Here is a 26,028-nt window from a genome sequence, read left to right as displayed (position 1 = left end):
ACGGGATGGGCGATGGTCCTCGGCCGCGAAGCGATTCGCGGCCCGGCGGCAATTGGCCTCTCATGAGGAACAGGCTAGTGAGCTGCGGGGTTCACCCGTACTGACATCGGTCAGGGCTCGGGCGGCTGGGCCGTCAGCGGTGCGGTCGGCGCCCAGATCTGGGCCGCCGCCGGCGGGATTCAAGGGCGTCGAGTTCGGCGCGGAGTTGCCATTTCTTGTACGGCGCGGCGGTCCACCTTGCCTGATCCCGTCAACGGCAGCTCAGGCACGAACTGATAGCGGTCCGGCACCATGAAGGGCGGTACGGAATCAAGCATGTGCTGTCGCAGCAACGCCTCGGGCTTTTCCGGGGCCTGGTCGGCGAGCACCATGCAGGCGACGAGGAACTGGGCGCCGGCCGCCGTGGTGACCACTGTGGCGGCCGCGTCCCTGACCAGCTCGTGGGCGCGCAGGAATGCCTCCACCTCGCCGAGTTCGACTCGGACGCCACGTACCTTGACCTGCTGGTCGTTGCGGCCGAGGTATTCGAAGGAGCCGTCCGGCAGCCGCCGGGCGAGGTCGCCGGTCCGGTAGTAACGCAGGGGCCCCGTCGGGGTGTCGAGGACGACGAAACGCTCGGCTGTCAGCTCGGGCCGCCCCAGATACCCCACCGCTACCGCTGGACCGGCGATGACCAGTTCGCCGACCTCACCGTCCGGGAGCGGTTCCATCCCCTCGCCGCGCACCTCGACGAGCAGGTGCGGCAGCGCCTTGCCGATCGGCGAGCGCACGGGGCCGTCGAGGTCCGCCTGGGTCAGCACCTGGCATGTGGCGTAACACGTGGCCTCGGTCGGGCCGTAGACGTTGACGACCCTCGGCGGGGTGCCCTGATATGCCTTCAGGAAGGCGGAGATCACGTTGAGTTCCACGGTCTCACCGCCGACCACGACATAGCGCAGGGCGAGTTGCGGTCGGTCGGCCTCCTCGTAGGCGTAGGCGAGTGCCCGAAGGGATGTGGGGACCTGACTGATCACGGTCACGGCTTCCCGGTGGAGCAACGCGAGAAGGTCGGACGCGGACTGCGCCATCCGGAGGGGGACGACGACCGACGTGGCCCCGGCGGCCATCGAGAGCCAGAACTCGGAGACGGACAAGTCGAAGATGTAGGGGTGGAAGAGCGTGACGCGGTCCTCGGTACCTACATCGAATATCGACACCGCGCTGCGCAGCAGTTCGAGCACGCTGTGGTGCGTGATCATGCAGCCTTTGGGGGTGCCGGTCGAACCGGAGGTGTAGAGGATGTGTGCCAGTCCGCTGCCATCGAGGTCGATGTGCGGCAGCGGCGGCAGTTCCTCCCCCGCGGTGTCCGGTGAGACCACACGGATATCCGTGAGCCCGGCAGAGGTGATCTGCGCGGAGTCGCCGATGACCAGCTTCATCCCGGCATCGCGAACCAGATATCGAAGACGCTCGCCCGGGTAGGTGGGATCGAGCGGCACATAAGCGGCTCCCGCCTTCAACGTGGCGAGGATGGAAATCGGAATCTCGGCTGAACGTTGCAGAAGCAGCCCGACCCGGTCCCCCGGTCGAACTCCGTCCCTCACGAGTTTTGCGGCAAGCCGGTCCGAGACCAGGTCGAGTTCGTGGTAGCTCAGCGTTCGTCCGTTGTCTCGAAGGGCCGGACCGGCACCGCGAATCGCCGCGACCTTGCGGAACAGATCAGGCAGGGAGACGGCTTCATCGAGATAGGACCGCTGCTGAGCAGCGGTTACTGCATCGCGCATGGGTTTGCCTCTCAGAGTTTCAGGACGGCCCGACGTGAGGGGAGCGCGACCGCGGGCGCCGTCGCCGGTTCTGACATCCCGAGTTCCACCGGCTCGCGCCCTGCGATGACCGCAGCCGGCCGTTGCTGTCCCGCCGGGTCGACAACGACCCGGATGCCGGGGTCATCGCCGCACAGGCCCGCGTCCGCCACGGCCTGTTGGGGGGCGTCGCTGCCCACGAGGCCACCGCCGAGCTGCGGCTGCTGGTCCGGCATCAGGCAGCAACCCCCTCGGCTGTCGTGCGATCTCCGGCGCGATGACCACCACCTTTTTATGGAGCGCCAGATTACGTATCGCCAGGCTGTGCCTGTACTGACAGCGGTTAGGAGACCGTGGCCTCGCGTTGGTGTTAGATCGGGTAGCACTGCCCTCGGCCTCGTGAGGCAGGCGCGCTGGTCAGCCTCGCGGGCGTCGATCGAGGCCCCCGTGCCCGCGTGCCCCGTCGCCCCAGGTCATCAGGCACCTCTTCTGACGTACTGACAGGTATCAGTACCGGAATACCACCTGCGCGCCTGCATACTCGACGCCAGTCGCATCAAAAAGGAGACCCGGTGTGTTCCCGCTGAGCGCCTCACAACAAATCGTTTGGCTGCAGCAAAAGGTAGTTCCTGATAGCCGCGCCTATCACGCCACCGCGGTGATCGACTTTCACGGCGAAATCAACCCTACGGTGCTCCGCCAGTGCATTGTCGACGCGGTCGGACGACATGACGCAATGCGGGTTCAGATATGCGATGAGGACGCTGCGATCGCCCGTCAGGAAGTCGCGGAGAATCTCCACATAGAAATTCCTGAGCATGATCTGCGAGGCGCGGAGGATCTCGAAGGACAAAGGGAAGATCTTCTCCGGCAACATGTGCACGCCGAATTCGACTTGCGTACCGCCCCGCTGGCTCGGTGGACGCTGGTCCGCCTGTCGGAGAGCCATTGGCAGCTCTTCGTCACCGAGCACCATCTGGTGCATGACGGCAGGTCCACCGTAGAGTTCCTCAGCGACGTACTCGGGCAGTATTCGGCAGAGGTGTCCGGCAAGCATTTCGCCAGGGACGCCGCTCCTTCCTATGAGGACTACGTCGCGTATACCGCCTCCGGCGAGTACCGCGCGATTGTGGCTGCCGACGTCGAATGGTGGAGGGAACAGCTCGACGGAGCCAACTTCAGCATTGAGTTTCCCGGGCTGGGTTCCCGACGGTCTGCTTTGTTCGACCACCGCGGCGGGCAGTATCGGCAGGCGCTCTCGGCCGATCTCATGGATGCGGTGCGCGCACTCGCCCGGGAGAGCGGTCAGACCGTCTTCTCCGCGCTGCTGGCGGTCTACGCCGAACTCTGCCGGCGCCACTCCGGTCAGCACGATCTGGTCATCGGCTTGCCGGTCGCCAACCGTCCCGCCGGGTTCGAGCGCACGGTAGGCATGATGGTCAGCGCTGTTCCGCTTCGGTTGGCCGTCGATCCCCGCACGCCGGGCAGCGAGGTCGCCGCGGATGCCATGACAGCGATCTTCGACGCGATCGATCACGAGGCGGCGCCGACGCAGGACCTGGTGAAGGCCCTCAAGCGCAGCAGCAGGGGGCTGGTCAACCCCCTGTTCAACATCATGTTCGGCATGCATGACGGACCCTGTCCGACGGTGGACGTACCTGGCCTCTCGGTCGACATGCAGGTCGCCCTGAGCGCCAACAGCACCAAGTTCGACCTCAGCGTCGTCGTCATGCCCGACAAGGTCCTCCACGGGGACAGCGGCGACCGCGCTTACGAATTGGTCTGGGAATACTCAACCCAGCTGTTCGGCCCGGAAGACGTGGAACTGCTCGCCACGCAGTTCGAAGCCCTTCTCCGCGCCTATGTCGCGGACCCGTCCGCGCCGATCGGCACCCTGGCCCCGGCCGTGGTCGCGCCGTCGGTGCGTGACGACCGTGCCGAGCACGAGGGTCTCCGAACTGCCGACGCAGCCGCGTCGGCGGCCGCCGAGCCGGGTCAGCCGGAAGCCGAGTCCGTCGCCGACGGCACCCGGCCCGCACCGGCTGCCGACCCCGGAGAGTATTCCGAATCGCTGTGGCTCCAGGCGTTTCGCGACATCTTGGAACGCGACGACATCGACGACGACACCGACTTCTTCCGCGCCGGCGGCTACTCGCTGCTCGTCCCCGTGTTGTTGTCGCACTACGAGTCGCTCTCGGGTTGGCGGCCCCCGACGAGCCTGCTCTTCGAGTTCTCGTCGCCGCTCCAGCTCGAGGCGGCGTCGGCCGCGCGCCGTCAGCTGACCCCCGACCTCCAGCGTTGACGACGAGCCGACCGACCGTCGCGATCACGCCGGGTGCCACGAGCACGAGCAGCACCGCGCTGCCCGCGCTCGTGGCGCCCGCTGTCGAGAGGTGCGCCGGGCGGTGCCTGCGGTGCCCGGCCCCGATGACCGGAGGCATTCAACAATGACCACGTACAAACACACGGCCGAAGAAGCGGACCGATTCAACAAGCATGGCATCGACCTGACTGTTTACGGCCAGGATGATCCGTCGGCGACAGTAGTTCGCGTGAATGTCGAGCGAGGACACTTTCAGGAATTCTTCAATGTGAGGAGTTCCTATATCTATTACGTCGTCAGCGGCCAGGGTGTGTTCTACCTGAATGGCGAGGCGGTCACCGTCGGCGCCACCGATCTGATCACGGTCCCGCCGAACACCCGAATCCACTACTTCGGGTCGATGGAGATGGTTCTGACCGTGGCACCTGCATTCAATGAACAAGATGAACGGCATGTCAGGTTCATCAGTGAAAGCGAGAGCCCTTACTAATGCGGGGCATCACCACCAGCTGGATGGAGGATGGCATGTCGACCACAGATGACGCCGCGCTGCTCACTGAGCACTGCTCGCGCACTCTGGCCTCGCTACCGAATGAACTGGCACTGCCGACGGATCGTCCGAGGCCGGCTCACGCCTCGTCGGCCGTGGAACTGCACCGGTTCGAAATCGCTCCCGAGACGCACCGGGCCGTTCTCACGACCGCCGAGGAAGCTCGGGCGTCGATGTCGACGGTGGCCAGTGCCGCCGTGGCCGCACTGCTGACCCGGCTGGGGGCTGGTGCCGATATTCCCCTCGCAGCTACGGCAGCGCCGCGGCCCGGTGATCCGCAGGGCGAAGCGGCGGACTTCTTCGCGCATCACCTCGTACTCCGGATCGACACTTCAGGGGATCCGACTCTGCGAGAGTTGGTGGAGCGGACACGCGGGGCCGACCGTGCGGCTCGCGCGATTCATGACGTGTCCGTGGAGCGGCTGGCAGAGGTCGTCGACCTGGCGCAGTACGCCGGGCGGAGCTCGTTGGTCCAGGTGAGTGTGCGCGTGAACGACGAGGCCACAACCGGGGCCGGCTCGACGGGCACCTCCAGGTTCGATCTCTCGATCGCCCTGACCGAGCGTCAGCAGGGCGGTCAGGGACCGGCGGGGATCGTCGGTGAGATCGCGTACGACGCCGATCTGTTCGACCCCGCCACGGTCGCGTCGCTGGCGGATCGTCTGGTCCGGGTGCTGACGGCGTTCGCCACCGAACCGGACACCGCGCTGTCCCGTGTGGAGTTGCTGTCCGGCCAGGAGCGCAAAGCCTGGCTGGAGACCTCCAGCGGCGCCGAGTACGCGGTCGGCGAGCACACGCTGGTCGAACTCTTCGAGACACGGGTCCTGGCGACGCCGGATGCGGTGGCGGTGGTAAGCGGCGAGATCTCGCTGACCTTCGCCGAACTGAACTCCCGGGCCAACACGCTCGCCCGGCGGCTGGTCGGGGCCGGCATCCGGCGTGAGGAGCCGGTGGCCCTCCTGATGGACCGGTCGGCGCAGCTCATCGTCGCGGTCCTGGCGACGCTCAAGGCAGGCGGCTGCTACCTTCCGCTGCACCTGGCGCATCCGGCGGAACGCATGCTCGGCATCATGGCGGCCGCGGACGTCCGGATCCTGCTGACCGACGCGACGCACGCCGACCACGAGGCGGCGCAGGGGGCCCCGGAGGCGGTCCTCGTGACGGAGGACAGCGCTGACGGCGTGGGCACGGACAACCTCGACCGCAAGCCGCTGCCCGAGCAGGCCGCCTACATCCTGTACACCTCGGGCTCGACCGGAGTTCCCAAGGGGATCCTGGTGTCCCACCAGAGTGCGGTGTGCCTGGCACTCGACAGCTCCATGAAGGACACGGCGCTGGAACGGATGCTGGTGCAATCGCCGCTGGCGTTCGACCCGTCGACGGGTGAGATCTGGTCTCCGCTGCTCAGGAAGGGGCAGTTGGTGATCGCCCCGCCCGGTGACCTGGACGCGCAGGGCATGAAGGAACTCGTCGGGCGCCACGGGGTGACCGGTGCCATATTCTCCGGCGGCTTGTTCCGGATGCTCGTCGATGAATCGGCCGACGTCTTCGCCGGGATGCACGATGTGTACACGGGCGGTGAGGTGCTCTCGGCGGTCGCCTTGCGGAAGGCGCTCGACGCGGCTCCCGGTCTTGCCGTGCGCCCCCAGTACGGACCCACCGAGGCCACCTTGGCCGTCACCTACCACTGCCTGGAGCGGGCAGAACAGGTGCCGGGTGATGTCCCCATCGGCAGGCCGATGGACAACAGGCGGATCTACGTGCTGGATGAGCACCTGAATCCGGTACCGCCCGGCACGGTCGGCGAGTTGTACCTCGGCGGCGCGGGCCTGGCCCGCGGCTACTTCGACAACCCGGCCCTGACCGCGGAGCGGTTCGTCCCCGATCCGTTCCACGGTGAGGGTGCACGGATGTACCGGTCGGGAGACCTGGGCCGCTGGACTCGCGACGGCCTTCTGATGTTCGTGGGCCGGACCGACGACCAGGTCAAGGTGCGCGGGTACCGCATCGAGCTGGGCGAGGTCGAGACCGTACTGGCCCGGCAGGACGGCGTCCGGAAGGTCGCGGTGATCGTCAGGCAGGACCAGCCGGGCGACGAGCGCCTGGTGGCGTACGTGGTGCCGAGCGCGGGCCGGGCACTGGACCCGGCGGCGCTGGCCGAACAGATCCGGCGGACACTGCCCGAATACATGGTGCCCTCCGCCTTCGTCACGCTGTCCGAACTGCCGCTGACGCCCAACGGGAAGCTGGACCGTGCCGCCCTGCCGGCGCCGGACTACGGCGGCGGTGCCGGCCGCGGCCCCCGCACGGCCGGCGAGGAACAGCTGTGCGGCATGTTCGCCGAGATTCTGGGCCTCGACCGCGTCAGCGTCGACGAAGGGTTCTTCACGCTGGGTGGGGACTCGCTGCTGGCGGCCCGGCTGAGGAACAGGATCCGGACAGACCTCGGCGTGAACCTCAAGGCGCAGATACTGGTCCGGAATCCGACCGTAGCGGAGCTCGCGGCGCTGATCTGACCTCGTGCCACGCCCGTGACGGCCCTCTCGCCACGCGTTTGCCATGGAAAAGGCGCCGCCCCGGTCGGGGTGGCGCCTTCGGCGTGCGGTCCTCGTGGGACCGCACCTGAGGGAAGCGGAAGGACTGGATCGGCGGGACCGCGGGCTATTGGGCGGGGGTGCCCAGGTAGCCGGCGAAGCGGCCTTCAGGGTCGCGTACGGCGCGGATCTGCTGGAACTTCGACCAGGCCGCGTCGGACATGATCCGGTCGGGTCGTACGGTGAGGTCGCTGTCGCCCAGGTAGCAACCGGCCGAGTACGGTGCCGCCCGCTCCATGGTCCCGTCCAGCCAGGAGCGGCACCCGGCGTCCTCTTCCGGGGCCTCGCCGATCACGTACGCGGCGAAGTACAGGTCGGTCTGCACCGACAGGGCCATGTCCGGCGGACGGCGGGACACCAGGGGGGTGAAGTCGCCCAGGACCGTGAATGTCTTGGACGTGGGCAGCTCGGTGAAGGCGGGCATCAGCGCCGGGACCAGCTCGGAGGTGGCACCGGCGAGGAAGGCGTTGTCCGCGAAGTAGCGGTGGTAGTCGGGGTTGGACCGCAGCTGCGCGGCCTGGAGGTCGGCGAACTCCACCGGCTGGGCGACCTTGGTCGCCACGGCCTTGTCGACCACCGGACAGGTGTCGAGCGCGGCCAGCGAGGCCGGGCCGCCGTCGAACGAGACCGCGTCGATGATCAGCGCCGGCGAGTCGGACCCGGGCGGAGTGCAGCCGACGGCAGCCAGCTCGACGGACGGCGGCAGTTCGTGGCGCGCCGTGTGGTACCAGGTGAGGACCTCCGAGGCGAACTCGGCGGGGAAGACGTAGGTGGACTGGGTCAGTTCCCGGAACCGGGGGCGGGTCCGCAGCCGGAACTCGGTGACCACGCCGAAGAAGCCGGGCCCCGACCCGCGCGCCGCCCAGAACAGGTCGGCGTTCTCCGTCTCGGAGCACCGGACCAGCTCACCGGCGGCGGTCACCACGTCCATGGACTCGATGGACTCCGCGGCCCAGCCCCATCCGCGGCAGTTCCAGCCGATGCCACCCTGTAGCAGGAAGCCGCCCATGCCGACGGTGGGGGCGTGGCCCACGGCGAAGAACCGCCCGTGCCCGGCGAGATACGGGTCCAGGTCCAGGCCGCCACGCACCGCCGGACCGACCGCCACGGTTGCGTCGGCCGGGTCGTAGGACATCCCGGTGAGCAGGGCCAGGTCGATGAGCAGGGTGTCCTCTCGCAACGACCAGGCAGCCCAACTGTGCCCGCCGGAGCGGACGGCGACCTTCCAGCCCTCTGCCGCCGCCAGCTTCACTCCTGCCGCCACATCAGCGGCGTGAGCGGCACGCAGCACCGCCGCCGGTCGGCGCGACGGCCGCCGGTGGTTGAAGACGCGCGAGGTCGTGGCGTCGGCGAACCCGGTGTCGCCGCTCCGCCAGAAGGCCCCGGTGAAAGCAGTCATCAGTACGCGATCCCCAAGTCGGTCTGCACACGGTGCAGATCAGTTGGCGCACGTTCGGGCTGCTCCAGGGCCGCCTGGCCGAACATGCGAGTGGATGTCGGCCAGGTCGTGGAGTTGGCGGCGAGCCGGGCGCGGCCCGCCGCCACTGCGTGACCGATCGGCCGTCAGGCGGCTGATCCCTCGTCGGCGGACAGGCTCCGGCGCAGGCTCGCGGGCCGCATGTCCGTCCAGGTACGGTCGAGGTAGGCGAGGCATTCGGCCTTCGGGCCCCGCGTCCCGACTTCGACCCAGCCGGCGGGCAGCTCCCGCCCGGCCGGCCAGATCGAGTACTGCTCCTCGCCGTTCCGCACTACGCAGAACTCGTGTCCCTCGTCGTCGAACATGCCACTCCTCAGGCTTTCCGTGGCCGACACCATCACCGTGATGCGCCAGAAAAACGGTCGCCGTTCCCCGGTTTCGGGGAACGGTTCGTCATTGCACGCCGGATCCGCGACTCCTTGGGCCGGTTCGAAGGGCTTCCCAGCTGCCGGGCCCTCCCAACTGCCAGGCTCCCTAGCTGCCTGGAGTCAGTGCGAACCGTTCAGCCGCCTCGAGAACCTTTTCCACGGCCGCGCCGGGGAAGTAGTTCTCGTTGTAGTGCGCGACGAGCTCCGGCCCCGTCTCGTACAGGTTCCACGCGACGACCACGGTCTCCACGAAGCGCTTCCCGCCGGGGAAGTCCAGTTCGACGTACTCCCCCTCGGTTCCGGTGAACGCCCGCAGGTTGAACGTGGACGGCGGGTGTTCGTTGAGACTGACGTACAGTCCCGCCTGCCGGTCCGCCACCATCAGTGTCTCGTTCCAGAACCTTCCGGCCACGAGGAGCGGAATGCTGTACTCGAAGACGTCATGGGTCCGGAGGAACACGTCCCGGACCGTTTCGAGCGGGCTCCTGGTCTGCCGCCCGAGGTGCAGCGGGACGGTCTGGACGAACAGCCCGGCGGTCTCCGACGTGCCGGGCAGCACACGACCGTGCTGGTTGACGGAGATCCCCGGCAGCGGATCGCCGGTCACTTCCCGCATGGCGGCGAGCACACTGGAGGTGACCACTGCGAAAGGGGTCGCCCGGGCCGCCAGCGAGAATTTGTGTACCCGCGACTTCGCATCCTCCGGAAGTTCACGGGTGACCCGCCTGGGTTGATACTCCCCCGTGTGCTCCGCGCCGACCGGAAAGGACGGAGGAAACGTCCCGAACTCCCCGACGTAGGAGCGCCAGAACGCCCTGCGCTCCTCCCCCCACGCGCCGGAGAACAACCGACGTTCCTCCGAGGCGAAACTCTGGTAGCTGCTCACGTTCGTGACGTCGCCGGAATCGCCGGCCAGAGCACGGTCGTAGAATTCGGTGAAATCCGCCCGGATACGGGCCCAGGATGCCTGATCGCTGATGATGTGGTCCATCGCGATCCCGAAGAGATGCCTTCGCTCGCCGCGCTGCACGATGGCGATGCGCGAGAACCCCGGTCCGTCCAGGCTGAAGGGGGTGCCGATGAACCGGCGCATCAGCTCGATCGCCTCTGCGTCCGTTTCGGCGGTGTGGAATTCCACCTCGCTCAGCGCGTCATCGTGCGTGCATGCTTCATCCGCCGAAAGGTAGGTCCGACGCAGGACGTCGTGACGCAGGCAGACCCGCCACCAGGCATCGCGCAGCGCGGCAATGTTCAGTTCCCCGGTGAGCCACATCGCCATGTAGTGCAGATTGTGCCAGTCGGCGAACTCTCCGGTCAGCCGGGCCATTTCTGTGAGCGAAGTCGGACCCCGGGAGGCCTTGACCTGGGATACTGTCATTTTCTACCTCCGGGCGAGTGAAACTTTCCGGTATCAGGGATTGGTTCCATTCGCAGCAACGTCCCCTTGCCCCAGCTCACCTTCCAGGAAATCCGAAAGGCTTCGCGGCGACGTGTAGGAGAACACATGCCGCAGCTTCACATCGACACCGAGAGCATCATGAATCATGCCGGTGATCTGTAGGACATGCAATGACGACCCGTCGCTCTCAAAGAGATCCGAGTTCTCGTCGAGGTCCGGCTTGCCAAGAACCTTCCGCCAGATCTCGGTCAGGACCTCAACCCGATCCGGCGCCTTTTGATCCTGTAGATTCACGTCGGGAGCTCCTCACGACTTCTGCGCGATTTTCTGGTACGACAACTTGCAGGTTGCGGCGGAACCATAAGCTACCGATCGACAGGATGCGCCTGTACTGACACCAGTCAGGATCATGCCGACATCGCCCGCAGCCGCCCCGGGCACGACAACACTTTCCGCCGCGTTAGACGTCTCGAATATCTACACAAAGTGGGGCACACCGGGACGGTGCGAAGCCGTGCCCGCTGGGGTGGTGTGACGTGTGGTTGCCCCGCGCGTGACAGGCTCCCCCGTTCGCCGAAGCCGGCGGAATTACACCAGAACACTCACCTGGCAATATGAATGGTCGGACTCGGTAGCCGCTACCGTCGTCGTAAGCAGCCGCACCGAATGACCGTAGAGAATATGGTCCTTCTGAACGCCCTTGGGGGTCGTTGGAGTTCCCTCGAACGCACTCAGATAATTTCCCGGAAGCAAGACTTCCTTGAGCAGCTCTTCTATCCGCCCATAGTTCGCGTCAAGGGCGGCAAACGCCGTACCAGCACCGCCGATCGCCAGTAGATCCTCCGTGAGCATCTCCCACATCTCCGCAAATACCGGCTCGGTGGGGCTCGCTCCGAAGTGATGCAGGGGAAAGCAGTGCCCGTTGATGAGACCGAGTTTCCGATCACCCAGATCTATCGATGCGACCACATAGCCCTTGTCGTGGAGCTGCCAGGGCTCACCGTTCGGGCTGGTACCCTCCAGCCGGGGATTGGGAAACTGCTTGTAGACCACGTCCTCGATGGGGAACCGGGACAGGATGCCGAGTGCCAGGGAAGCGTTCTCCGCCATATGTGATGCGCTGGTGGGGAACGACGTTACGTACGGATACCCGGCATATCTCGCCAGATATTCCGACTGGCCCTCTCGGCGTCCGTGATAATCATGGGCCTCTTGCAGACAGACCACGTCGGGCACGTGGTCTTTCAGTATCGAGGCATAGTAGTCGAGCGACGGACTTACGCCGCGCTGATGAGACTCCCCAAGGATTCCTCCCCCAATGTTCCAGGTGGCGAGCTTCAGGAGTGTGGGCCTCATAAATGCATCCTACGGGGAGAGGGAGAACATTTATAGAATTGCCGAGCGCAACGATCGCTCCGCCTCACGGTATCGACTGCTGAGCCGCTGGTGAGACAGGGTCGCCAGCACATAATCCCCAGGAGTGCGCTCACACGAACTCAGGTCGAGCGCCAGTCGATGGTGAACACGGTTGTACCGGCTCTCAAGGCGTCGGATCGCCTCCCGGACCGGACCCGGGTCGTCGTGCAGCTGAATCAGCCCCTGGGACTGCAGCCACACACTCCCGCTGCGATACTTCGCAGCAGACATCGCAGCCGCCGGGTTCCTCCGAAGAACATCGCAGTCGCGCTTGTCGACAAGAAACGCAATACGAGCCTCTTCCTTGACGTCGATCACGTCGAACCCGATCTGGCGACAGCGCAGAAGGCCTTGGTGGCCGAAGCAAGCGAGATGTCCGTAGGTGGCGGTCAGAGAGCGATACTTGTTTTCCGTGGCCTGACGCGCCATGCCGAGGATGACCAGCTCGTCACGGGCCTCGCGCAGCTCCGGCTCGTCTTCCGTGTAGTTCTCGTCCGGCCCCCAGAAGCTGTCGTGCCCGCTTCGCCCGGACGACTGAGGCAGGCTGTCGTTGCTGTACCTCGGCGCCAACGCCTGGACGTAAGGAGCGGATCGGGATACGGGCTCGTCCCCGAGTTCATTACGAACGTGGTAGGCCAGGACCTCCAGTTGAATCCGCTCGTTCCGTTCGCGCTGGTCCCAACTCGTGTAATTGCCGTCTGTCTGCTCGCCGATCTTTCGAGTGCTGTACATTTCGGCGAGCGTACGGATCAGTTTGCGCTCGGGGTCCGGCGACTGTCTTACGAAGCCGCCCACTTCGAAGGATATTTGGCTCCCGATCCCGGCCGGCACGGAGAGCGCGACCATCGGATCAAGGGCGGTGGCCCTTGCCTTGATCCTGTTCTCCACCGTGCTCATGACCACGTTCCCACCGACCGTGGCCGCCCAGACCGGCGTGACGCTTACGCCGCCCTGTCCGGTGTGAACGGCCAGATACACATACGGGCGATCGGGACTGGGAAGGTGCTTGGCACGACCGTAAGGTGGTCGCAGAACGGAGCACTCGTCCGCGGTGAGCGAGAGGCACTCCACCCTCTCGACCAGTGCGGCAATACTGTGTGCGCGCTGCTTGATTGCTTCTCGCGCCGCGCGGACCAGGGCCAGATCTTCCCTGGAGAGGTTCCGCCGCTGCGCGGCATTCTTGAACAACCGAGCTGATTCAACGGTAGGCGCCCGTCCGAGCTCCTCTATCGCGCCCCGATCGTAGTCGCTGGGACTCGAAGGAATCGAGGCGGCGGATCCACGGGCAGGAAGCGCGCGTGGAGTAGGTGAAGTCTCATGAGCTTGCTGCACCGGCGCACTCTCCTAGACATTCGTCCTTGGTCGTGAGGCCGACCGGCGTCAGTCGAGCCAGGTCAGGAAGTGCTCCAGCTCTTCCCGCAGTTGAGCGACGGACGGCCGCTGCACCTCGATCTCGGTCTTGGCCTGCTCGCCGGCAGGTGACGTCCGGTAGACGTTCGTGAAGTCCTCCTCGGCGGGCTGCTGCAGGACGAGCGAGGCCGCGGCCTTGCCGGCAGATCGAGAGATGCAGTGCAGAACCTCGTGGTTGATGTGGTAGACGGTTCCGGCCGGCAGGACCGCCTCGAACACGCTGCACAACTCTTCCTTGCCCTGTGCTTCCAGGGAGAAGGTCTTCCCCTGGCCGATCGGCAGGTACTTGAAGTGGTAGTACTCAGTGCCGGGGCCGATCTTGAACTCCTGGGCAAAGTACTCGCCGACCACGAGCGCGGTCGTGAAGTCCCAGCGATGCGAGTGGATGTCCTCCGTGATGGTCCCCGAGGCGTTCGGCTGCGGATGCCACATGTGGAGGCGCAGCTTCCAGGGGTTCTTGTCGCCGGCCAGGAGCACGACCTTCAGGAAGTTGTTCGCGTGGTAGTACGAGCGGGCGGCTATGTCGGCGAGGGCAGCGTCGTCAGAGATGATCTGACCGATCAGGGACCGTAGTTCCTTCGGTTCGGCAAGATTGCGGACCACCGACTCCGAGCCCTGGAAAGTCGTGCCGCGTCCGCTGTCCACGACCACTTCCAGGTGTTCCTTGATTTCCTGCAGGGTCGCCTCTGCTAGAACCTGCGCCATGACCTGTATCTCCCTTTCTGGGTGCTGGCGATCCAGCCACTTGATGGGTATGGAAAGGCAAGACCCTGTGCAACGGTCGCCTTCTGCTTCTGGGGCCTGCGAACCGATCCGGGGTGCTACTCCCCGCCGAGGGCGATCAGGAATTCAGGGGAGCCTTCGAACTTCGATCGGCCTTGGGCCATGATGATGTTGTCGGTGACCAGCAGGTCGCCGCGACGCCACGGGACATCGATCCGCACCGAGTCGTAGGCATGCTGAATGGCGGTCAAGTCCTCATCGGACAGCGGCGATCCGTCACCGAAGAACGTGTTCATCGGGAGGTATTCCCCGAATGCGTCGGTCATGATGGCACGCTCGACCGGATCGAGGTTGCCGGCGTTGAGGAAGGAGATCTGGTTGAACCAGCACTCCTCCCCGGTCGTCGGATGATCGATGAAGCCGGGCCGGTGGCGCACCGTGTGCAGCGTGCCGTTGGGGAGCCACTCGGGTTTGATTCCCGAGGTCTCGAAAAGCTCGTCGAGTGCCGCGCGGTCCGCCACGGAGAACGCTTCCTGCCAGGTGATTCCGAACCCTTCGTGGAAGGACCGGGCCATGGTCCAGCCACCCGTCCGGACACGATCGGCGAGGTGCGCCGGCAGGTGATCGGCCATCCGACGGGTGTCACTGAGGTGCGTTTGCCCGTCGCCGTCCGGCGGGGTGACGCACGCGGTGAGTACCACCGAGGGGAACGTCCTGCTGAAGGAGCTCTCCTGGAACGGGCAAATGACCCGGTCGTTCGGCCAGTTGATCGGCGAGAGGATGCCGTTTCCGAAGTCGCTGCGATTGTTGAACGCCTCGGTGGGCGTGTGGCCGGCGATACCCAGGGCATCTCGTGCCTGGGCGAGACTGTCCGGTCCGTCCATGGGGAGGCCGTGGACGAGAACCGCTCCCCGGAGCAGCATGTGGTCACGAATGGTCGTCGCCATGTCGTGCAGCCACGAGAACGGCGAGTCGCCCGGGGCACCGAAGGAAGAAATGAGTACTTCCTGCCGCATGGGGACGGTCTCGCTCACTTGATCTCCTCCTGTTTGAAATCCCGCTCACAACCAGAACTCCGCCGGCCCCGCCACCCGCCGCGTCAACCGATCGGTTCAGCGATGTGCTGCGGCGGCGACGTCGACGGCGCCGCTGATCTTCTGGAGCACCTCTGCCGTGTCGTCGTCGGTGATCGTCAGCGGGGGCGCGATCCGGATCACCCCGCGCTCGTGACGCGTCATCACTCCCGCCTGGGCCGCGGCGGTCGCGACGGCGGCAGCGGACTCCGGACTGTCGGCCTCGATGGCGACCACCAGTCCGAGTCCGCGGACATCGGTGATCAGCGGGCTCGACTCGAGCTTCCGCAGGCCCTCCAGCAGTGTGGCGCCCTGCGCCGCCGAGTTCTCGACGAGCTTCTCGTCGGCCATGACGTCGAGCACGGCGTTCGCGACATTGCTCGCGACGGCGTGCCCGCCCGTCGTGTGCCCATAGCGCAGGCCCTGGGCGATGGGCTCCCGGACGAAGGTCTCCTTGATCGACGAGGTGACCGTCACCGCGGCCAGCGGAAGGTACCCGCCGCTGATTCCCTTGCTCATGGTGACGATGTCCGGCGTGATCCCGTCGTGGTCGAATCCGAACATCCGGCCGGTGCGGCCGAACCCGCAGAACACCTCGTCGAGGATGAGCAGCGCTCCGTGCCGGTCGCACAGCTGCCGGAGCCTGGCGAGGAATCCGGCCGGAAGCACGACGCAACCGCCTAGGCCCAGCAGCGGCTCGACCATGACCGCCGCGGCGGGCGGGCCGGTCTCAAGTGCCTTGGCGAACAGCGCGATCAGCGCGTCGGCGCTTTCCTCGGTCCGCATCGCGCGCGGTTCGGCGGGCAGGGCGATGTGCTCGATCGGGAAGGGCGGGGCCCATTCGCTGGCGGTGAACGGCAGCCCCGAGAGCTGCTGGGCCAGGTAGGTCGTGCCGTGGTACGCCGCCTCGAAGGTGATGACCCGGTTGCGGTCCTCACCGATGTTGCGCCAGTACTGCAGGGCGATCCTGAGGGCCGCTTCGGTGGCCTCCGAGCCACTGTTGAGCAGGCAGGTCTCGTTCAGCTCGCCCGGCAGGAGCTCGGCCAGCCGCGACGCCAGCGTTTCCGCGGGGTCGTGGCTCGACACCATGGGGTCGTAGTGGACCAGCTGCTCGAACTGTCGGGTCGCGGCTTCGATCAGCCGCGGATGTCCGTGCCCGCAGGACGCGTTCAGAACACCGGAGATGGCGTCCAGGTACCAGTTGCCCTCCGCGTCGCGGACGCGATTGCCCCGTGCCTCGACGATCCGCAGCGAGCCGGCCTGCTGGGTGATCGGCGTCCAAGGTCGCCACAGTGAACTCGTTGAAGTGGAACTGTGCATGTCTTAACTCTCCAGGGACCAGTCGTCGGGTCTTCAGGGTTTCCGCTCGGGAAAGCTCGAGATTGCCGTGGTGAGCCAGTGGCGCCAGCGGGAGCCGAACTCCTGGGCTCCGTAACCAGCGATCTCCTCGTCGAGGAGGAGCCGGAGGTGAAGTTCTTCGTCGCGGACCTGTGCGGCGGCCATGAACGAGCACACCTCGGGGGGACGGCTGTGAGTCGACGTGACTTCGACGACCGGAACCCCCGCGATGCGCACCGTGCGCTCACCGGCGTGCGTGTAGCTGAGCAGCGCCGTGACCGAGCCGGAGAACGTGGATCCGAGAGCGGTGACCGCGGGGAACGGCACGTCCGCGTGGTCGATCTCCCGGTACCAACCCCTGACGAAGTCGCCCGCGGCGTCCGGTGCCTGTCGCGCCCCGGGCGGGTCGAGCGAGATGACGGTGTTCATGAAGCACCCGACGACGTCGGCGTACGCGCCGTTCCGCCCGCCCCACGGGTAGCCGATGACGCTCGGCCCCGGCTCCGCGACGTCTCGCAGGGCGCGATGGATCGAGAAGAGAACGTAGGGGAACAGGGACCCGCGAAAGGAACGCGGGATGGCGACGCTCGGGAGCGTGTCGATGGGAATGACCCGGGTGGTTCTCCCCGTCGCCCGGGGGAATTCACCGGCGGCTTCCAGACGGTCCGCCCAGAATTTGATTCCCGGGCCGTTCGCGGCGGCGTCCTCGAATGCCTTCCGGTCGTGGATGGCGGCTTGATAACGCGCCAGCTGGCTGTCGTCCGGGGCCGACGGGGCAGCCAGCTGCCGCTTGATGAGCAGCATCGACTGTTCGTCGACCAATGCGTGATCGAGAACCAGCAGCAGGTTGTCGCTCTCGGGCGAGCGTATGAGACGCGCGGCCATCGGCGCACCGTCCAACGAGGTCTCGAATTCCTCGATCACCTCGGTCACGCATCCCGGAACGGCATCCGCGCCCGCTGTGTGGAGTTCGGCGAAATCGCATTCTTCCGGGTACCACTCCTGGTAGGCGGCGCCGCGCGAGAACCGGATCCGGTAGGACAGTGCCGGGTTTCGGAGCACCACGGATTGCAGCACCTGACGCACGTCTGCCGTCGACAGGTGACCTGGCGACGCACGGAACATCATGGTGACGGTCCCTCTCCGACCCGCGCGCTGCGCGTCCAGACCGAAGGTCAGCTGTGCGCTCAACAAGGGAAGCCTGTCGGTCATGTGGTCTCCCCCCGTTTTCGGCCGTGAGTCGTGTTCGGCGGCCTCGGACTGGCTCGATGCTGAGAATCCAAAAAGGCGGCCGAGTACTACCGGCCGGTCAGCGAGCCTGTCGTTATACGACGGGAGGTGGAATAACCGCAGCACCACACTCCTGCCCGCTGCAACTTGAACTCAGTTTGCACGGACCTTGGCTCTCTGAAGTCCTAACAGGTAACAGGACCGGAGGGTCTGACTCGGTTGAACCGGTCCTGCTAGGTTGGCGCCGTGACTGAAGTAGCGAGGGATTTACAGGATGTAGAGTCGAAGACTGATGGTCCGAGCCTATGGCGGCAGCGGGATTTCCTCCTGCTGTGGAGTGGTCAGACGGTCAGTGAGATTGGATCGGCAGTCACGCGGGTGGCTCTGCCGCTGGTCGCGGTCGTCGCGCTCCAGGCGAGCACCTTCCAGGTCGGGTTGCTGACCGCCGCGACCACCCTGGCGTTCGCGGTGATCGCACTGCCCGCCGGCGCGATCGTGGACCGCCGCCCCAAGCGCTCCATCATGATCGTCTGCGATCTGCTGCGCCTGCTGATCCTCGGCTCGATCCCGGTGGCGGGCGCGTTCGACGTCCTGACGATGACTCAGCTGTACCTGGTCGCGATCGCGGCCGGTGTGTGCACCGTGTTCTTCGACGTCGCCTACCAGAGCTACCTGCCCTCCCTGGTCCGCACCGAGGACCTCATGGCCGCCAACGGCAAGCTCGGGACCACCCAGGCGTTCGCGCAGCTCGGCGGACCGAGCCTGGGCGGCGGCCTGGTCGGGCTGGTGGGCGCCGCCGGTGCGGTGGTCGCTGACGCGCTGTCATACGCCGTCTCGATGCTGGCGATTCTCGGCATCCGGCGGCGGGAGGAGCCGCCGCCCCCGCCGCCGGCCGACGAGCCGTTGCGCCGCCGGATCACCGAGGGCCTGCGCTTCGTCTTCGGACACCCGATCCTGCGGCGGGTCGTGATCTGCACCGGCGCCGGGAACCTGTTCTCCGGTATGACCTCGGCGCTGGCCATGGTGTTCCTGATCCGCGTCCTGCACGTGAGTCCCGCGCTGACCGGCCTGATCATGGCGGGCTCAGCGATCGGCGCGATCGCCGGCGGGTTGTTCGCCGGCCAGCTCGCCAAGAAGGTCGGCTCGGCGCGCATCATCTGGATGTCGATGCTGGTCTTCAGCGCGCCGCAGGTCATCGCGGCGGCCGCCTGGCAGGGCTGGGGAGTGCTGCTGTTCCCGCTGGGCTGGGGCGTCACGGGCTTCGCGTTCATGGTCTACAACGTCGCCCAGGTCAGCTACCGGCAGTCGGTCACCCCGCCCGAGCTGATGGGCCGGATGAACGCGGCCGTCCGCTGGGTCGTGTGGGGCACGCTGCCGCTCGGCAGCATCCTCGGCGGCGCACTCGGCACCCTGATCGGCGTGCGCCCCGCCCTGATGGTGGCCTTCATCGGCTCCTGGGCGGCCGGCTGGTTCGTGTTCTTCTCCCCGCTCCGCCACATTCGCGACATCCCCCAGAGCACCACGGATTGACGGTGAGCACGCGACCGCTCCCGGCACGGTCGGCGCCGAGTATCCGTCATCGGCAGGAGTCGTCGAGGTCGCCGGCGCTGTCCCGAACTCCGCTCCGGAGAACGGCTCGTGGCCGACGGCCTGAAAGTCGGGGCAGCGCCGGCGGCTTCGAAGGCTGCTGAAGCTCGTCGGCGCTCGCTGGTTGGACACTAGATCATGAGGGCTGATACATGGCTATTGGTTTTACCTCGGCTATCGCGGACTTCGACCAGAAGCAGTTCGACGCTCTCGATACAACGGCCGGTGCCGCATCCTCCTACAGCCGACTGCGTCAGCATGAGCAGGACGCCAGGTGGGTCAGTCGCTACCTCGGATGGTTCGACGGCGACGAGGTGAGGGCGGCCGTCCCGGTCTACCGGTATCGCATGCGATCGTGGCCCGACCCGTCTTATGACCCCCATTCATGGGGTCTTCCGGACGGAATCGCTGACGAGTGCTCGCCCAGGACCTCGCTGATGGTCGGCGGATGCGTCGACCGACGCACCGGTTTTCATGTCGACGCGGAAGCCAGGACGCCGCGCGAGTTGCACAGACTCCTTGTCGAAATCGCCAAGCATGCCGCCGACGAGGATCTGTGTCTGACATTCCCTTACATGTACGCCGATGCAAAGAGCGCGCTGGACGCCGCGACCGATGACCGCATCGTGTGGGCCGAACTGGGCCGTGAAGCCCACCTGTTCGGTCTGTCCGACCCTGATTGGGAGAGCAGTCTCTCGTCCAGGATCCGCTATCGGCTCCGCCAGGACCAGCGCAAGATCGCAGCTGTACCCATGACCGTGGGCGAAGAGTCCTGGGACGAAGTCGACGCCTGGGCCTCCGAGTTGATCGCCCACCACAACTCCGGCAAGGGCACCCACGAGCATCCCGAGTTCGTGAGTTTCCGTTACTCCGGCTGGCGGGATAATCCCGACATCGGCCTTCTGGCGTTCACGGCCCAGTCGGCCGGATTGCGCGGCGTGGAGACGATCCTTCTCTGGGAAAACGAGTTGGAGGTCTACGAGGTCGGAATATCCGGCGAAGAGAGCGACGAGCGCTTTGCGCTGTACCTCAACCTGCTCTTTCACCTGCCCATCCAGTACGCGCGGGCTCGGGGTATCGATCACATCCGTCTCGGCTCCAAGGCGGAGACTCCGAAGGCGCTGCGGGGAGCGGCGTTCGAGACCTTGTACGGCGGAGTCCTCAGCAGGGCCGAGACGAAGCGACTTGCCTACAGCGGATCATAAGAGGGAGACGGCTGGTACCCGCCGGCAGCCATGGAGAAGCGGCCGCACGGCGGGAGACCATCACTTCACGAAGGCTGCGTCCTCGAACGCTTGAGGTCGGGCAGCAGACCGAGGTGTTCCTCCCGCACCAGGTCGAACCGGAGTGAGAACGCGACCAGGGCCTCGCGCTTGGAGTGCATGCGGCCTTCGTCCACGTACTTGGCCCACTGACTGACCGGAAGCTTCTGATCCGTCAGATAGTCGATGTGGTAGTTGATACTGCTGCGGTTTGCCCCCCTGAACTGCTTGATTCCCTTCAGCCTCTCGACCACCTCCTGAACGGAGGGAACGGCTGCCATGGAGGAACCGCGCAGACGCGGCTCGCACAGTGCGACGAGAACGGCGAAGTACTTGCTCGCCGGGTCCAGCTTGGACATCGCGGACTCGGCTACCGTGGCGGCCTGGTCAGGCCCGAGCAGGCGCGGCGGCGGAGTGAAGACGGTGAGTTCGCTGATGTTCTCGCCGGACGGGATCAGAACGCGCGACATCTCGAACGGGATCACCATGCCCAGCTGACGGGGGCGCGCCTTGACCAGTTCCGTGCCGCCCTCCAAATTCTCGATGACGAAGGTGGTACTGGTCGTGAAGTTCGAGAAGAGGAGGTGATGGTCGGAAACCTCGAATGCGCCGATGCTGGGCGTAGCCCCGGGCTGGAATTCTCCGGTGTAGCTTGATATGCCGAAGTTCAGTCGATCGCCGACCTTCAGGTTGATCCGTTCCTTGGCGCTGGGTCCGCCAGGATGGCGGGTCTTGTTCCGCCAGGTCACGATCACTTCTACATCGGCTTCGATCTTGGTGTGCATGAAGAGCGTCTTCCTGTCTTCCTCGACCACTTGTGGGGGTTTCAAGGCGGACCCGGTGCCGATCAGCATGTCCGTTGACACTGCAGGAGGAAAAGAAGGGAGATGGAGCGCTTCAGGAGGATCTGGATGCCCTCCTGCGGATTCACGTCCGGCGAGTAGCCGGGAAGTACCGGATCTCCAGCCAGCCTTTTTGCCTCGCTGCGAAATCGGTCGCCTCCCTCGACCGTCTGTTTCACCCGCGGTGCACGAGCGCGCGGTTGGCCACGCGCGCCCCATGGGCGGGCTCGAGCCCGCCTCGTCCCGGCTCCGGATACGCGGCCACCCACCGCTCACCTCATGCACACTGGCTGCCGAGACGATCTTGAAACGCCGGCGCCTGTCGGTTGCTACGCGTTCATGCCGAGCAGTCGACGCGGCGGCGTCACTGAGAAATCCCCGATGGGATCACCGGCTGCGGCGATCTATCGGGCTGTCCTGAACAGGACCGGTCAGGTGGCTGAAAATGCGGCTGGTCGACTGGGCGATCCGGGGGCGAGGTCCAACGCCTCGCTGCGGCCGCGCTCATCGAGCGCGCCTTCGTCCCGGACGGCGATCACAGCCCGAGCGGCCACCACCGGGTCAGAGATGGCGACCGCTGACTGAAGAGGTTTCTCTACGCTCTTCATCTTAATTTTTCACCCCGTGTGTTCATTGCCAAAGGCGCCATTCCGGCACCCTCTGGCGGTAGGTCGATGCGCCTTAGCGCGGCGAACCAGATGCGTCGACCAGATGGATTTCATCGAAGAAAACCCTGGCCGATTCGCGCATTTTGGAGAAATTCAAAAAAATAGACACTTGCACCCTTGAGGGGGCATTCGCAACGTAGTGGACAACTCTCGTCATCCGCACGTCATCGCACCTCACCCCCCTTGAGCAAAAGGTGCCCGGCAGGACACCGCCAGACCGGCCCATCACGCCGATCATGCCGAAGGCCAGTTCGATCGGGCCAATTTTCCTCTGTCTCGATACTGGACGCGATGGGCGATGTCGGTTATCCATCCATGGTCAGGTCGGTGCACATCCTCGGGCAAGGGCGGTTTTCAGTCATTCGACAGATCGAGCCTTTTCATCGCTGCCGCTCCAGGGTGAGGTCGGCCACGGAGATAGGCCCCATTCGATTGCGTGTTCTGCGCGAAGCCGATCCCGACTACATCCCGCTGGACGGCGTCCCGGTAAGGGCGGTCGGCGAGGATCGGGGCACCGCGGCCGGCAGGCCGGGCGCGCGATCGGCGAGCAGCTCGATGTCGACCGTCGACTGGGCCCGGGCAACCCCGACGGAGGTACCGAAGCCGACCGCGACCGGCGCGGCGGAGAGACGTCGGCGCAGGTAGACCGGACAAGCTGGCGCACGCTGGCGCGCCAGGAGCTTGCGGCGACGGTCACCTCCGAGGTGCCGATGCGCCCCCGTTCGACCAGCGTGTGAGAGAGGTCGAGCGTGGCAGGACGGTAGGCCAACGAGGTTTCTGTGCAGGCGAGTTGAGGCGTCGAACATCTCCCTCAACGGCACGGGAACTTTGTCCGCCACGGGTACCGATCCCTCACCCGATCGGTGGCCACGCTGAAAAATTATCTGTTTTCCGTATCCCGGAGATCAGCCGCCTTTGCCCACACCTGGTACTCGGCAATGGACTTGCCGGTCATCCGCATGTGGACGCCTCGCCCCTGAGTGGCCGACGCCCTGTTGAGCCGCCTCTGGGACCGCCCTTCGTCTCCATCGCCGAGCGCGTCGTCATGAACAGCGCACAACGGCGAAGAATGACTGAGCAAGCGTCGCGTCACTCCCCGGCAGACGGTCTGGCGGCCCGAGTAGAAACCGTGCGCATCGGCGTGTATCGCCCCGCTGACGTCGAATACAAGCCCACCTGAGCGAACCCCTCCGGCACTCAAGTCCGCCCGTTCGATGCAGCAGCCAAGGATCAGAAATCGCTTTCTGCGAGTTAAGGGCTGTCCCGTAATCCCCGGTGGATCAGCGCGCGGCGTCAGATGCGGTGCATCGCAAGGCGGAGGGTCGTCCTCATACTGGGCGTATTCGGGCGATCCGACAACGCGGCGAGGTGCCGTAGCTGTCGTCGCGCGCCCTCCGTAGCTGTCGTCGCGCGCCCTCCGGCGATGTCCCCTCCCCGCGCGGCCGCCGTCGCCCCGGTCCCCTCCGCCGTCCGGCCCCGCTCGCCGCGCCGGTTCGTGACCGCCGCCCTACGCTCGGGGCATGCAACGCAGCCAGATGCACATGTCTGCCGAGGCCCAGGACGCTCTGCGCACCGCGCTGGAGGAACTCCGCGCGGAGCTGAAGGTCCCCCTGAGCTTCCCCAAGCGCGTACTCAAAGCGGCCGACAAGGCCGCGCGGGAGGCGCGCTTGCCCGACAAGGACGCCACCCACCTGCCGTTCTTCACGATCGATCCGCCGACCTCGAAGGACCTCGACCAGGCCATGCACCTGGAACGGCGGCCCGGTGGCGGCTACCGGGTGTACTACGCCATCGCGGACGTGGCGACCTTCGTCAGGGCGGGCAGCCCTCTGGACATCGAGGCGCACGACAGGATCGAAACGCTGTACTTCCCCGACCTCAAGGTGCCCCTGCACCCGCCCGTCCTCTCCGAGGGCGCGGCCAGCCTGCTGCCGAACAAGGACCGCCCCGCCCTGTTGTGGCAGCACGACCTCGACGCCCACGGCAATCTGACCGACTCGTCCGTGAGCCGGGCCATGATCCGAAGTCGGGCCCAGCTCGACTACGCCGGCGCCCAGCAGGCCATCGAGAACGGCACGGCGGAGGAGTCCCTCGCCCTGCTGCGCGAGATCGGCGAGCTGCGGGAGGCCGTCGAAATCGCGCGTGGCGGCATCTCGGTGAATCTGCCGGACCAGGAAGTCACCCTCGAGGACGGATCGTTCCGGCTGCGCTACCTGGCGACGCTGCCGGTCGAGGGCTGGAACGAGCAGATCTCCCTCATGACCGGGATGTCCGCGGCCCAGATCATGCTCGACACGGGTACCGGCATCCTGCGGACCCAGAAGGAGCAGGCCGATCAGAACGTGATCAAGCGCCTGCACGACATCGCGAAGGCCCTGGGCATCGTCTGGCGGCCCGGCATCTCGTACGCCACGCTGGTCCGCAAGCTCGATCCCCAGAACCAGCAGCACATGGCCTTCCTCACCGAGGCCGCGAGCACGATGCTCAAGGCGGAGTACACCGTCTTCCGCGACAACCAGAAGCCGGCGTACACGATGCACGCAGCGATCGCGGCCCCGTACACCCATTGCACGGCTCCGCTGCGGCGCATGGTCGACCGGTACACCGGTGAGCTGTGCGTGATGGCGTGCGCGGACAAGGCCCCGCCGAACTGGGTGCTCGACGCCCTGTCCTGCATCCCGTGCGACATGGCACGGGGGAAGGGCGGCCTGGCGGACCGGCAGACCGTGGACCTGGCCGAGGCCGCGGTGCTCAAGGACCGCGTGGGCGAGGTGTTCGACGCCGCGGTCATCGACACCGACGCGGAGCGGGGCAGACCGCGCGAGGGCAAAGTGTTCCTGGCCGACCCCGCCGTGCTGGCCAAGGTCGTCTCGACCAACGGCCTGGACCTCCAGCTCGGATCCAGCATCAGGGCCAGGCTCAAGCAGGCGGACCCCGCCGCGGACGAGGACAAGGTCCTCTTCACCGTGCCCTAGGCGGCGAGGAAGAAACGCTGGTATGGATTCAAGCCATCATCCGGGACCGTAGAGACCGGTCTTACCCCGCGCCCGGCCGCCTTGAAGCTCGCCGACCACGGAGCGCTGACCCCAAGAATGATCAAGGGGCCGTTTCAGATCGCTCTGAAACGGCCCCTTGCCTGCGACTTCCACAAGTCGGGACGACAGGATTTGAACCTGCGACCCCTTGACCCCCAGTCAAGTGCGCTACCAAGCTGCGCCACGTCCCGGTGCGTCTCGCGCGGTGAACCGCGTGATCGGCGAACAGCACTTTACCCCACGTCGTCTGCCAAGCCGACAGGGGGCGTTCGGCGAGGGACAAGGCGGGGAGACAATCGGTGTATGGGCACCACACCGTCAGGACGGCAGAGCGACGCACGGGACCGCGACAGCGAGGGGCGGGCGCGCAACGCGCGACCCCGGGACGGGCTCGGGCGTCCGCTGCCGTACGGCGCGGACGGCGTCGACCGCCAGCCCGAGGGCGTCGTGCGCGCCCCGGCGCAGAGCGTCACTGAGGCGCAGGAGCTGCTGGACGCGGGGAAGCCGTTCCATGCGCACGAGGTCTTCGAGGACGCCTGGAAGTCGGGGCCGGAGGAGGAGCGGGCCCTGTGGCGCGGGCTGGCCCAGCTCGCGGTGGGGCTCACTCACTCGGCCCGGGGGAATGTGACGGGCGGGACAAGGCTGCTGCGGCGGGGGGCCGGGGCCGTGGAGGAGTGGGCGGCCGGGGCCGGGGGGCCACAGCCGTACGGGATGGATCTCGCGGGGTTGGTCGCGTGGGCGCGGGAGCTGGCGGGGGTCGTGGAGGAGAGCGGCGAGGCCGTGGACGCGAGGGGGCGTGCGCCGAGACTGCGCGGACGGACGTAGCGGATGTAACGGCGTAGAGGGAGGGCAGGGCAGGTCAGGGGCACGTCCTCGACCCGCGCCGCGGTCGCCGTGGCCGCGCTGCCCGTATCGTCGCTTGGTCGCGTCAGCGCGTCGTCGCGTTGTCAGT

20 protein-coding genes and 1 tRNA gene are annotated in these 26,028 nt (G+C 66.4%); 7 read left to right on the top strand and 14 right to left on the bottom strand.

The genetic code is table 11. The features are described 5' to 3' along the window. Positions 1 to 179: 179 nt before the first annotated feature. Positions 180 to 1,763, bottom strand: a complete 1,584-nt coding sequence (locus ADK36_RS06840; protein WP_048579974.1) for an amino acid adenylation domain-containing protein — start codon at positions 1,761 to 1,763, stop codon at positions 180 to 182. Between the two features lie 11 nt (positions 1,764 to 1,774). Further along, positions 1,775 to 2,017: a hypothetical protein gene (locus ADK36_RS06835; protein WP_053196738.1), complete on the bottom strand. Its 243-nt coding sequence runs from the start codon at positions 2,015 to 2,017 to the stop codon at positions 1,775 to 1,777. A 338-nt stretch (positions 2,018 to 2,355) separates the two neighbouring features. Between ADK36_RS06835 and ADK36_RS06830 the strand changes: the two genes are divergently transcribed. The 3 genes from ADK36_RS06830 to ADK36_RS06820 all read left to right on the top strand — a co-directional run bounded on the left by ADK36_RS06830 (position 2,356) and on the right by ADK36_RS06820 (position 7,170). Further along, positions 2,356 to 4,083, top strand: coding sequence for a condensation domain-containing protein (locus ADK36_RS06830; protein ID WP_053196737.1), 1,728 nt, complete (start codon positions 2,356 to 2,358; stop codon positions 4,081 to 4,083). A gap of 145 nt (positions 4,084 to 4,228) precedes the next feature. Further along, positions 4,229 to 4,594: a cupin domain-containing protein gene (locus tag ADK36_RS06825; protein WP_048579972.1), complete on the top strand. Its 366-nt coding sequence runs from the start codon at positions 4,229 to 4,231 to the stop codon at positions 4,592 to 4,594. A 35-nt stretch (positions 4,595 to 4,629) separates the two neighbouring features. Next, entirely contained in the window at positions 4,630 to 7,170 is a 2,541-nt protein-coding gene (locus ADK36_RS06820) for a non-ribosomal peptide synthetase (protein ID WP_053196776.1), read from the top strand. Between the two features lie 145 nt (positions 7,171 to 7,315). Here the strand turns inward: ADK36_RS06820 and ADK36_RS06815 are convergent, their stop codons facing one another. The 10 genes from ADK36_RS06815 to ADK36_RS06770 all read right to left on the bottom strand — a co-directional run bounded on the left by ADK36_RS06815 (position 7,316) and on the right by ADK36_RS06770 (position 17,664). After that, the gene (locus ADK36_RS06815; protein WP_048579971.1) at positions 7,316 to 8,647 is read right to left on the bottom strand and encodes an FAD-binding oxidoreductase; all 1,332 of its coding nucleotides are present in this window, start codon (positions 8,645 to 8,647) and stop codon (positions 7,316 to 7,318) included. A 164-nt stretch (positions 8,648 to 8,811) separates the two neighbouring features. Next, the gene (locus ADK36_RS06810) at positions 8,812 to 9,030 is read right to left on the bottom strand and encodes an MbtH family protein (protein ID WP_107086836.1); all 219 of its coding nucleotides are present in this window, start codon (positions 9,028 to 9,030) and stop codon (positions 8,812 to 8,814) included. 169 nt (positions 9,031 to 9,199) lie between these two features. Then, positions 9,200 to 10,420 (bottom strand): condensation domain-containing protein, encoded by a 1,221-nt coding sequence (locus tag ADK36_RS06805; protein WP_078942587.1) that lies wholly within the window; start codon positions 10,418 to 10,420, stop codon positions 9,200 to 9,202. A gap of 84 nt (positions 10,421 to 10,504) precedes the next feature. Beyond that, positions 10,505 to 10,786, bottom strand: a complete 282-nt coding sequence (locus ADK36_RS06800; RefSeq protein ID WP_053196730.1) for an acyl carrier protein — start codon at positions 10,784 to 10,786, stop codon at positions 10,505 to 10,507. A 294-nt stretch (positions 10,787 to 11,080) separates the two neighbouring features. Further along, on the bottom strand, positions 11,081 to 11,848 hold the full coding sequence (locus ADK36_RS06795) for an endonuclease/exonuclease/phosphatase family protein (protein WP_053196729.1): 768 nt from the start codon (positions 11,846 to 11,848) through the stop codon (positions 11,081 to 11,083). Positions 11,849 to 11,878: 30 nt separating this feature from the next. Then, positions 11,879 to 13,096 carry a hypothetical protein gene (locus ADK36_RS06790; protein WP_234329695.1) on the bottom strand — a complete coding sequence of 406 codons (1,218 nt, stop codon included), beginning with the start codon at positions 13,094 to 13,096 and terminating at the stop codon, positions 11,879 to 11,881. 192 nt (positions 13,097 to 13,288) lie between these two features. Further along, positions 13,289 to 14,023 carry a hypothetical protein gene (locus ADK36_RS06785; RefSeq protein WP_048579966.1) on the bottom strand — a complete coding sequence of 245 codons (735 nt, stop codon included), beginning with the start codon at positions 14,021 to 14,023 and terminating at the stop codon, positions 13,289 to 13,291. Positions 14,024 to 14,139: 116 nt separating this feature from the next. Further along, a complete protein-coding gene (locus tag ADK36_RS06780; protein WP_053196727.1) occupies positions 14,140 to 15,075 on the bottom strand; it encodes a TauD/TfdA family dioxygenase in 936 nt (311 codons plus the stop codon). Between the two features lie 78 nt (positions 15,076 to 15,153). Then, positions 15,154 to 16,434, bottom strand: coding sequence for an aspartate aminotransferase family protein (locus tag ADK36_RS06775; protein WP_048579964.1), 1,281 nt, complete (start codon positions 16,432 to 16,434; stop codon positions 15,154 to 15,156). Positions 16,435 to 16,467: 33 nt separating this feature from the next. Then, complete coding sequence (locus ADK36_RS06770) at positions 16,468 to 17,664, bottom strand: hypothetical protein (RefSeq protein WP_053196725.1); 1,197 nt, start codon at positions 17,662 to 17,664, stop codon at positions 16,468 to 16,470. A gap of 264 nt (positions 17,665 to 17,928) precedes the next feature. Here ADK36_RS06770 and ADK36_RS06765 point away from each other — a divergent pair, with 264 nt between their 5' ends. Together ADK36_RS06765 and ADK36_RS06760 are read left to right on the top strand one after the other, a co-directional pair. Then, positions 17,929 to 19,212 (top strand): MFS transporter, encoded by a 1,284-nt coding sequence (locus ADK36_RS06765; protein ID WP_048579962.1) that lies wholly within the window; start codon positions 17,929 to 17,931, stop codon positions 19,210 to 19,212. A 209-nt stretch (positions 19,213 to 19,421) separates the two neighbouring features. Next, a complete protein-coding gene (locus ADK36_RS06760) occupies positions 19,422 to 20,474 on the top strand; it encodes a hypothetical protein (RefSeq protein ID WP_053196723.1) in 1,053 nt (350 codons plus the stop codon). Positions 20,475 to 20,539: 65 nt separating this feature from the next. On the opposite strand, the gene ADK36_RS06755 is transcribed toward ADK36_RS06760, so the two are convergent. Continuing rightward, the gene (locus ADK36_RS06755; RefSeq protein WP_234329694.1) at positions 20,540 to 21,385 is read right to left on the bottom strand and encodes a hypothetical protein; all 846 of its coding nucleotides are present in this window, start codon (positions 21,383 to 21,385) and stop codon (positions 20,540 to 20,542) included. A gap of 2,176 nt (positions 21,386 to 23,561) precedes the next feature. Between ADK36_RS06755 and ADK36_RS06750 the strand changes: the two genes are divergently transcribed. Further along, complete coding sequence (locus ADK36_RS06750; protein ID WP_053196721.1) at positions 23,562 to 25,016, top strand: RNB domain-containing ribonuclease; 1,455 nt, start codon at positions 23,562 to 23,564, stop codon at positions 25,014 to 25,016. Between the two features lie 177 nt (positions 25,017 to 25,193). Here the strand turns inward: ADK36_RS06750 and ADK36_RS06745 are convergent. Next, positions 25,194 to 25,267: transfer RNA gene (locus ADK36_RS06745), tRNA-Pro, on the bottom strand. 112 nt (positions 25,268 to 25,379) lie between these two features. On the opposite strand from ADK36_RS06745, the gene ADK36_RS06740 reads away from it, so the two are divergent. Further along, positions 25,380 to 25,901: a DUF309 domain-containing protein gene (locus ADK36_RS06740; RefSeq protein WP_048579958.1), complete on the top strand. Its 522-nt coding sequence runs from the start codon at positions 25,380 to 25,382 to the stop codon at positions 25,899 to 25,901. Positions 25,902 to 26,028 lie beyond the last annotated feature (127 nt).

The sequence above is a fragment of the Streptomyces viridochromogenes genome (assembly GCF_001270495.1).
GTDB classification, from domain to species: domain Bacteria; phylum Actinomycetota; class Actinomycetes; order Streptomycetales; family Streptomycetaceae; genus Streptomyces; species Streptomyces viridochromogenes_A.
Note: the sequence above shows the minus strand (reverse complement) of the source record. Positions and strands in the feature narration are given on the sequence as shown.

Excerpts from the sequence above, each read along its gene's own strand:
- ADK36_RS06835 (WP_053196738.1), bottom strand. The coding sequence starts at position 2,017 with ATGCCGGACCAGCAGCCGCAGCTCGGCGGTGGCCTCGTGGGCAGCGAC.
- ADK36_RS06815 (WP_048579971.1), bottom strand. The coding sequence starts at position 8,647 with ATGACTGCTTTCACCGGGGCCTTCTGGCGGAGCGGCGACACCGGGTTC.
- ADK36_RS06755 (WP_234329694.1), bottom strand. The coding sequence starts at position 21,385 with ATGCTGATCGGCACCGGGTCCGCCTTGAAACCCCCACAAGTGGTCGAG.
- ADK36_RS06805 (WP_078942587.1), bottom strand. The coding sequence starts at position 10,420 with ATGGCCCGGCTGACCGGAGAGTTCGCCGACTGGCACAATCTGCACTAC.
- ADK36_RS06825 (WP_048579972.1), top strand. The coding sequence starts at position 4,229 with ATGACCACGTACAAACACACGGCCGAAGAAGCGGACCGATTCAACAAG.
- ADK36_RS06810 (WP_107086836.1), bottom strand. The coding sequence starts at position 9,030 with ATGTTCGACGACGAGGGACACGAGTTCTGCGTAGTGCGGAACGGCGAG.
- ADK36_RS06795 (WP_053196729.1), bottom strand. The coding sequence starts at position 11,848 with ATGAGGCCCACACTCCTGAAGCTCGCCACCTGGAACATTGGGGGAGGA.
- ADK36_RS06820 (WP_053196776.1), top strand. The coding sequence starts at position 4,630 with ATGTCGACCACAGATGACGCCGCGCTGCTCACTGAGCACTGCTCGCGC.
- ADK36_RS06750 (WP_053196721.1), top strand. The coding sequence starts at position 23,562 with ATGCAACGCAGCCAGATGCACATGTCTGCCGAGGCCCAGGACGCTCTG.
- ADK36_RS06770 (WP_053196725.1), bottom strand. The coding sequence starts at position 17,664 with ATGACCGACAGGCTTCCCTTGTTGAGCGCACAGCTGACCTTCGGTCTG.
- ADK36_RS06785 (WP_048579966.1), bottom strand. The coding sequence starts at position 14,023 with ATGGCGCAGGTTCTAGCAGAGGCGACCCTGCAGGAAATCAAGGAACAC.
- ADK36_RS06840 (WP_048579974.1), bottom strand. The coding sequence starts at position 1,763 with ATGCGCGATGCAGTAACCGCTGCTCAGCAGCGGTCCTATCTCGATGAA.
- ADK36_RS06760 (WP_053196723.1), top strand. The coding sequence starts at position 19,422 with ATGGCTATTGGTTTTACCTCGGCTATCGCGGACTTCGACCAGAAGCAG.
- ADK36_RS06775 (WP_048579964.1), bottom strand. The coding sequence starts at position 16,434 with ATGCACAGTTCCACTTCAACGAGTTCACTGTGGCGACCTTGGACGCCG.
- ADK36_RS06740 (WP_048579958.1), top strand. The coding sequence starts at position 25,380 with ATGGGCACCACACCGTCAGGACGGCAGAGCGACGCACGGGACCGCGAC.